The sequence below is a fragment of the Corynebacterium sp. MSK032 genome (assembly GCF_030232065.1).
GTDB lineage: Bacteria > Actinomycetota > Actinomycetes > Mycobacteriales > Mycobacteriaceae > Corynebacterium > Corynebacterium jeikeium_D.
This window is the reverse complement of sequence record NZ_JASPJR010000006.1, coordinates 132,336-139,642: the sequence shown is the minus strand read 5'-3', so window position 1 is coordinate 139,642 and position 7,307 is coordinate 132,336. Positions and strand designations below refer to the sequence as shown.

The window sequence follows — 7,307 nt, the reverse complement described above, 5'->3', positions numbered from 1 at the left end:
TGTATTTCGTTCGGCGGGTTTGCTTCACTACTTCTCCTGGTCGAAAGTGGTGATGCATTCACCGCCTGAACCTACCGAGCCATTTCTGTCATAAACGTAGTCAGTAACTTCCATCGCCCCACCGCCGCCAGCCATAAACGCAGTAACCGCCTGAACCTCCCCTCCCTAAAAACCAAAAACCGCAACCTTTAGCCACAGTAAAACTGCGACTTCAGATTGCGGTTTTGGCAATAAATGAGGAAGCTATTTGCTTCGCGCTAGCCTAAATAAGGCTTAGCCCTGGCGGGCCTTGAAGCGCGGCTCCTTCTTGTTGATCACGTAGACCTTGCCACGACGGCGCACGACCTGAGCGCCCGGCTTGTTCTTCAGCGACCGAAGGGACTTGCGGACCTTCATTCGGGCGCTCCTTTCTACTCGGCTCCGAAACGGGAATGTGCACACTGCACTCTCCCCGGACAATCACCCCAGTGACTGCCTGGCAACGCACCCTTCCTGATAATCCGAAGAAATATCAAAGAGTATGCGTTACGACACGAGTTGCCATACTACCTAATAAGCGGAATAACTCCAAAAATCCGGGGGAAACATGTCCTTTGACGGTCAACCCCAAGATTGCGACTCCCCACGTTGCAACTGCCTCCGCTTCTCTATTTGGCAGCGGCAATCATGTACTCGCGGACCTCGGCAAGTGTCTTGCCCGAAGTCTCCGGCACCGCCTTGATGGTGAATACCAGCGCAATTGCGCCCGTGATGGCAAAGAAGAAGAACGACCACGCACCACCGACAGCATCCACCATCGGGAGAAATGCCTGCGCCACAAACCAGTTCGCAACCCAGAGCGCGAGACCTGCCAGCCCCATACCCAGGCCACGGGCTTCTGTCGGGACAATCTCGGAAATCAGGAGCCAGGTCGCCACCGACACAGCCGCCTGCTGAAATACGATAAATACAGTCATCAGCAGAAGCGACATCATGGCACCCGTCGAAGAGTTACTCGACAGGCCATAGACGGGCGCCAGCACGAGCAGCGAGCTTGCACAGCCCACCAAACCGATAATCAGCATTCGCCGGCGACCAACGCGGTCAATAATGCTCATACCGATTGCACACGAGATCACCGAGGCGATACCGATGATGATGGAGGTGTAGACAGAGCTTTCCGTCGACAAGCCAACCTTGTTCATCATCGTCGGCGCGAAATACATAATCGCGTTCGCGCCCGTGACCTGCTGCGTCACGCCAATAAGCATCGCAATGATGACGGTGCGTCGCACCCACGGGGTTTTCACGGCCAGGCGCTCTGCTGCACGCTGATCGGCGCTTGACGACGCCTCACCAACGGCAACCTCAGCCAACGTCGCCTCATCTCCCTGCATCTGACGCAGCACGGCCAGCGCCTTGCCCTCCTGTCCTCGACGGACGAGGTAAGCCGGTGTGTCCGGCAGAACCAGCATGCCGATGAGCAGCACGATGCCGGGGACGGCACCGAATCCAAGCATGAGTCGCCAGTTACCGGAGGAGGCTAGGGCCGAGTTGGTGAGGAACGCCACCAGCTGACCAATCACGATCATCAGCGAGTTCAGGCTGACCAGGCGTCCACGCACATGCGGTGGTGCCATTTCGGAGATGTACATCGGTACGACGATGGAAACACCACCGATACAGACGCCGAGCAAAGTACGCGCAGCACCCAGCGAAAAAGCACTGGTAGCGAAAGCGCACCAGATACTGCCGATGATGAAGCCGACCGCTCCGAGCAGGATGGTGCCACGGCGCCCCAGAGAGTCCGCTACGCGACCGCCCAGGAACGCACCGATAGCCGCACCGACCAAGAGCATGGCGGTGACAGTGGACTCCTGTCCTGGAGTCAGCTCAAAAGAGCGCTGGATATACAGCAGCGCGCCCGAGATGACACCGGTGTCGTAACCAAAGAGGAGGCCGCCCAGAGCGGCGATGATAGCCACGGCTATCGACCGAGTTGTGGTGGTTTCCCGGTTCGGTCCAGTCTTATTCTGTTCGGTTGTACTCACGCTGGAAATCTTGCCACCGTCCAGGCAAAGACCCCCTATCCGAACAGCACTTACTCGATAAAGATGAGAGTTTTGGCACTCTTCTGGCAGGAAAATCATCCCTTTTCCCATCCAGAACTAGCGGTAGAGTGAGGCTCATGACACCAGTAGGCACACAGGATTTCCCGCATCCCCTCCAGTCGGAGATTATTAACGACCTCCACGTCCAGCCCACCATCAATGCCGCCGAGGAAATCAGCCGCCGAGTCGATTTTCTCTGCGATTATTTCCGCACCGCGCACGCCAAGGGATTCGTGCTCGGAATTTCTGGCGGCCAAGACTCCACGCTGGCCGGGCGTCTAGCGCAGTTGGCCGTCGAAAAGCTTCGCGACGGCGGTGAGGATGCCACTTTCATTGCCATTCGCCTCCCCCACGGCGTCCAGGCCGATGAGGACGACGCACAGGTGGCACTGCAATTCATTCAGCCTGACCAAAGGCTAACTATCGATATCGCACCGGCCACTGCCGCGATAACCACCCAGGTCACCGATGCCCTGGCCGGCAGCGCTATCAGCGATTTCAACAAGGGAAATATTAAGGCCCGCATGCGAATGATTGCCCAGTACGCAGTGGCGGGTGTTGACGGCGCTTTGGTCATCGGCACAGATCACGCCGCGGAGGCGGTCACCGGCTTCTACACCAAGCACGGCGACGGCGCCTGCGACCTCGTCCCGCTGCAGGGGCTGAGCAAGCGCCAGGGCGCGGCCTTACTCCGCCACCTCGGCGCACCAGCCAGTACGTGGGAGAAGGTGCCGACGGCCGACCTGGAAGAAGATCGACCTGCGCTTCCCGACGAAGTTGCGCTCGGGGTGACCTATACCGCCATCGACGACTACCTCGAAGGCAAGTCTGTCTCAGATGAGGATGCCGCGCGAATCGAGCACCTCTACTCCATTTCCCGGCACAAGCGAGCCGTCCCGCCCGGACCGGCCGATTCCTGGTGGCGCTAGGCTGCTGCCCCGGGCCACCGATTCAGCGTCCCGGACAGAGCAGCAAACCCCTTAAGAGAAACCCCTTAAGAGAAGGCCTCCGCTCCAGCGTCCCAAATAGCCCCAACTGCGGCCAAGCTGTCTGCCACACCGGCTTCGGCGCTGGGTTCCAGCGCAGGTGAACCATCCTGGACGAGCTCGGCGGTCACCAAACCGTGGGCGAACGCCCACATGGCCAATCCCTTAGGCTCATCGCCGGCAACCTTAATGAATGCATCACGAATCCAGGCATCCAACGACGAAGGCGAGACGACATTCACGAAATTAGTGCGACTCATCAGCCGGTAACCATGCGGATCGTCGAGAACTGCCTGGCGGTACGCCTGCAGCAGAGACGCCGAAGTGCATTCCTCATCAATGGCAGCGTGAATACGCTTGCCCAGATTCTCGAGGCTCTCGGTCAGCAGCAGCTGAAGGAGCTCTTCTTTGCCGCTGATGTGCTTGTACAGCGATGGCGCCTTCACATCGAGCCGCGCCGCTAGGCGGCGCATGCTGATAGCACTCCAGCCCGATTCGCGCAGCATCGCGCGCGCTTCATCTACGATCTTCTGCATACGTGGGGACTGCCTGCGCACATCGGGCTGCGCTGGCACCCCATCGGTCGATTCTATGGTGCACGTCACATTTGCGACTGTAACGCGTTGAATCTCACTTAGGGCGCTTTTGGGTAATTTAACCCAACAATTTTTTAAAAAACAGCTAACGGCGGTGCTCAGTCACTAAAAGCTGCCTTTGCACGCTACAAGCTTTGCTTCACGACGGAGCCCCCACCGTCGTAAAGCAAAAGTGCCGTATGCCACCGCTACACTTCGTAGCGATTCGGCTCCTCCCCGAGGTGGAAATGGCGACCCGAAACATCGTTCGGGGTAATGCGCACGTAGTTGTACTTTAACGTCGGCAGCCAGGGCTTCAGCGGCAGCTCATCTGCAGCGTTAATATCCGCGCGGGAGGTGAGAACCTCTGCGTCACCCTTTACGATGACCGACCAGGCCTTCTGAGCATCCTTGTCAACAAAGTCGGCCTCAAAAAGAACATCGTGGTTCAGAGAAACAGTAAAGAGCTTCGACCCCTCGGCAGTGCGGAAGTAAATGCTTCCCTCATGAACGACGTAGTTCAGCGGGAAAAGGTCCATATCGTCTTTACGACGAACAACCAGTCGCCCAAAAGTCTGCGTAGCCAGCAGCTCAAGGGATTCTTCGGTGGACAGTTTCTGAATAACGGAGTCGTTGTTTGCCATACCCCCAGTATTCCACCGTTCAGACAAAGTTGCTACAGCCATACGGATTACCAATCATTGAGGTAAACGGCGAGCACACTACCCAGGGGTAGATACAAGAAAACCCCCGGTCATTTCGACCGAGGGATTTCATACTGGTGGAGCTAACGGGGCTTCACAAACTAGCAGCATTTACGCAGGTAGACGGCTTACGAAAAAAATTAACCGTTCGAGCGTGCCAGATTTGTGCCACATTTTCCAAAAACAGCCGCCGAACCAACTAGAAAGGATCAACACAATTATGTCCAGCTACACCGCCCACGCGCTCCGCGAACTGCAGGAACTCACCGTGAGTATCGTCTGCCCCGAGCTCCCACTACTAGAGGAGATCAACGAGGGCGTGCCGCTCACCATTGAGCACGTGAACACCCTCACCGACACGCTTAGCCGTATCGCAGGCCGTGACACACACAAGGAAGTTCAAATGGCTCTTGAGGCCGCCCGTGACGCGCACCGAGCCGCGCCGGGCGATACCAACAACAGCTAAGTCATTAAGCGACCGGCCCGGCCATGCTAAGTGTAAGAATCACCCGGTTTTTACATAATCGCAGGTTGGGGCCGGTGCTGTAGAACGCCCTGTAAGCGATTAAGGGGCGTTAGGGTACGTGCTCCCGTCGTTCAACGCCTTAGAATGCGTTTGTGAACAGGGGTTTTGCGCAGGTCAACGAGGGTAAGCCCCACACGCACGGAATCTTACACCGGCGTAAAATTCACCGAGACAAAAAGCGCCCTACCACCAGCACGCAGGGGGGGGATGCGCTGCCAGCAGTAGGGCCAATGCCATAGTCTCACAGTCAACAGGGGCACCGACAGAATAACCCGGCATGCGGATTACCGCGCGCTAATCCCCGAACTCCCCTACCCACGCTGGCCCAATATCTTCGACACGCACCCCAGTAGGCAGAACAGCCGAAAACACCCGAGACATAACCGGCCGTTCAATCACCGAGCCGCCGCCATATCGTTCATTCCAGACTTGAATAGTAACCCGCACTTTGTCCGGGTAATGCTCTTCTCCCCAGCGGTCCGTATAGCGGGGTATCCAACCCTGCAGCTGCTCTTCCGCCGCGGCCACAGCCCGCCGTATAGCCCCCTGGTCAATGATCTCTAGCGGGATACGGTCACGGCCCGGCGCGGTGCGTCGCTTAGTGGGTACCCATTCACTCCATGACAGGGAGGATTCAACTAGCCCCCGCTTTTCTAAGCCCTCCATAGCCTGCAGCACTTGCCGGGGTGAACGGTTTACGGCTTTTGCGACCTCAGCGGTCAACATGGGCAATAGAAACACCTCTTGCCTGCCGGGGTGGGCCGTTATCCATTTTTGCAGCTCTGTGTAAGTGTGTGTGCGTAGTGCTGTCAGTATTGCCCGCTGAGTAGTGCCTAATCCCTTGCCCATGCTCTAACCATACCGTCTAGAGGGAAATCTAAGACTAGACAGAATACTTAGGTTTAAGCGTCGCCCACCTGTTAGCGCTTGCCAAACGGGGACTTTTCCAGCTGCTCAATCGCACGCGCCCGCTGCGCATACGCCGCCACAATCTCTTTCGCCGGTTTAGGCTCCATTGCTTCCAGCGACCGGATCAGCGCCGTGAGCTCATCAAACTGCAGTTGCCACTTGTCAGCTTCTAACTTCATGCAAACACCTCATATGCCCTTTACGTTTTGACACCGATAGTTTACGGCACGCCACACCCTAGAAACACCTCACAACCAGCAGTAATCGCCACCGAGTAGCAGCGACCCGGCCCCTGTTTTTGGGCCCGTTCGACACCGCTAGCCACCGGGGGAGGTACTGCAGCTATGCAGTGCCCTTTAGCGCCGTGAGCGTCGCCAGGGCTACCTCCCCATCTAATTAATTAGCACCACAAAACAAAAGGGGAGAGAGACAAGCGAGCACCAGGAGCCGAGAGAGTCGCGGGCGAGCCACCGCCCTAAGATTTCCCGGGGGCCTGCACGGTCAAGATGACCGCGCACCGAGTACAGACTGCAGCACGCACCCGGATTATCCGGCACCGACTAACCCGCCCGGCGCGCCGCCATTTCTTCTTTCACCCTCAGCACGTCGCTAGTTCTGTAGGTCCACTTTTTGCCGTTCCAGAACCCTTGCAGTTTTCCAGCGCGCCGCCAATTGCGGACCGAGGTAGCGGATACGCCGCACCAGGTGGCGACCTCTAGCGTGCTGCCTGCTGGTGGGTGTTTTTCGGGTGGGTTGATAGCGCTCTGCAGGGTATCGGCATACAGCTCTACTTCATCGAGCCATGAGACCCCGTTACTGCCCGAGCGCAGGGACCACCACGGGCCCGAGGTAACCCACTGTAGGGCTGCTAGTTGGTTGCTGTGGCCTGCTAGCCACCAAGCAAGTGCTTCACCGCTGCGATCGCGTGGAACGCCTGTAGCGCCGTCAGCGCGTGCCTGCAGCACGCCGCACTTGAGTAGGTCCTGCAGCTCTATCGACAACTGCAACCAGCTCAAGTTACACGGCGGTGTTGAGCGTGGATTACGCCGCCTGATTTCCCCGAACCTAGCGACACGGCCATGACCGCCGATTAAGTCATTAAGGTTTTCTGCCAGCCGCGCAATAGTGGTTAGTGCTGTGGTGAGCCTGGTTTCAATGGCCTGTTGTTCAGGTGTGTTTGACGTGTGAACCATCATGTTTTCATACTAGTTCACTTAGCAAATGTTTTCGTGTGGCGTTGAACCGTCTCACACTACTATCTGCTGCCACCGACGCCGAAAAAGCGAAAATGCTCAAACCCGTACACGAACAGCGCAGCAATGCCGTCCGACCGACACGGCAGGCTGGGGAGGGGGTCACCCCCTGGGCCTGGAATCCCACGGCCAGGCGCAGCCCTAGCGCCATTGCCAACCGGGCGACACATACCCTGGGGCCGGGGGTTATCCCCCTGGGGTATAAAACTCCAGACCTGTAACCGGCCCTCACACCTACACCGACGGGGGCCGGGATTAGTCTCG

Annotated in this window: 8 protein-coding genes; 2 read left to right on the top strand and 6 right to left on the bottom strand. The window is 57.7% G+C overall.

Annotated features, from left to right (window positions below; genetic code table 11):
* Window positions 1–273 precede the first annotated feature (273 nt).
* Together ykgO and QP995_RS05200 are read right to left on the bottom strand one after the other, a co-directional pair.
* Complete coding sequence (ykgO, locus tag QP995_RS05205; RefSeq protein ID WP_005511141.1) at window positions 274–396, bottom strand: type B 50S ribosomal protein L36; 123 nt, start codon at window positions 394–396, stop codon at window positions 274–276.
* 251 nt (window positions 397–647) lie between these two features.
* Entirely contained in the window at window positions 648–2,129 is a 1,482-nt protein-coding gene (locus QP995_RS05200) for a sugar porter family MFS transporter (RefSeq protein ID WP_152681247.1), read from the bottom strand.
* A 38-nt stretch (window positions 2,130–2,167) separates the two neighbouring features.
* On the opposite strand from QP995_RS05200, the gene nadE reads away from it, so the two are divergent.
* Window positions 2,168–3,019 (top strand): NAD(+) synthase, encoded by an 852-nt coding sequence (nadE, locus tag QP995_RS05195; RefSeq protein ID WP_070566300.1) that lies wholly within the window; start codon window positions 2,168–2,170, stop codon window positions 3,017–3,019.
* Between the two features lie 65 nt (window positions 3,020–3,084).
* Here nadE and QP995_RS05190 read toward each other — a convergent pair whose 3' ends face one another.
* Both QP995_RS05190 and QP995_RS05185 read right to left on the bottom strand, forming a co-directional pair.
* A complete protein-coding gene (locus QP995_RS05190) occupies window positions 3,085–3,681 on the bottom strand; it encodes a TetR/AcrR family transcriptional regulator (protein WP_052317807.1) in 597 nt (198 codons plus the stop codon).
* A 179-nt stretch (window positions 3,682–3,860) separates the two neighbouring features.
* A complete protein-coding gene (locus QP995_RS05185; RefSeq protein WP_048732964.1) occupies window positions 3,861–4,295 on the bottom strand; it encodes a pyridoxamine 5'-phosphate oxidase family protein in 435 nt (144 codons plus the stop codon).
* Between the two features lie 280 nt (window positions 4,296–4,575).
* On the opposite strand from QP995_RS05185, the gene QP995_RS05180 reads away from it, so the two are divergent.
* Window positions 4,576–4,821 (top strand): hypothetical protein, encoded by a 246-nt coding sequence (locus QP995_RS05180; protein WP_284852986.1) that lies wholly within the window; start codon window positions 4,576–4,578, stop codon window positions 4,819–4,821.
* Window positions 4,822–5,801: 980 nt separating this feature from the next.
* Here QP995_RS05180 and QP995_RS05175 read toward each other — a convergent pair.
* Both QP995_RS05175 and QP995_RS05170 read right to left on the bottom strand, forming a co-directional pair.
* Window positions 5,802–5,969, bottom strand: coding sequence for a hypothetical protein (locus QP995_RS05175; protein ID WP_256890731.1), 168 nt, complete (start codon window positions 5,967–5,969; stop codon window positions 5,802–5,804).
* A 381-nt stretch (window positions 5,970–6,350) separates the two neighbouring features.
* Window positions 6,351–6,986: a helix-turn-helix domain-containing protein gene (locus tag QP995_RS05170; RefSeq protein WP_284852985.1), complete on the bottom strand. Its 636-nt coding sequence runs from the start codon at window positions 6,984–6,986 to the stop codon at window positions 6,351–6,353.
* Window positions 6,987–7,307: the final 321 nt, after the last annotated feature.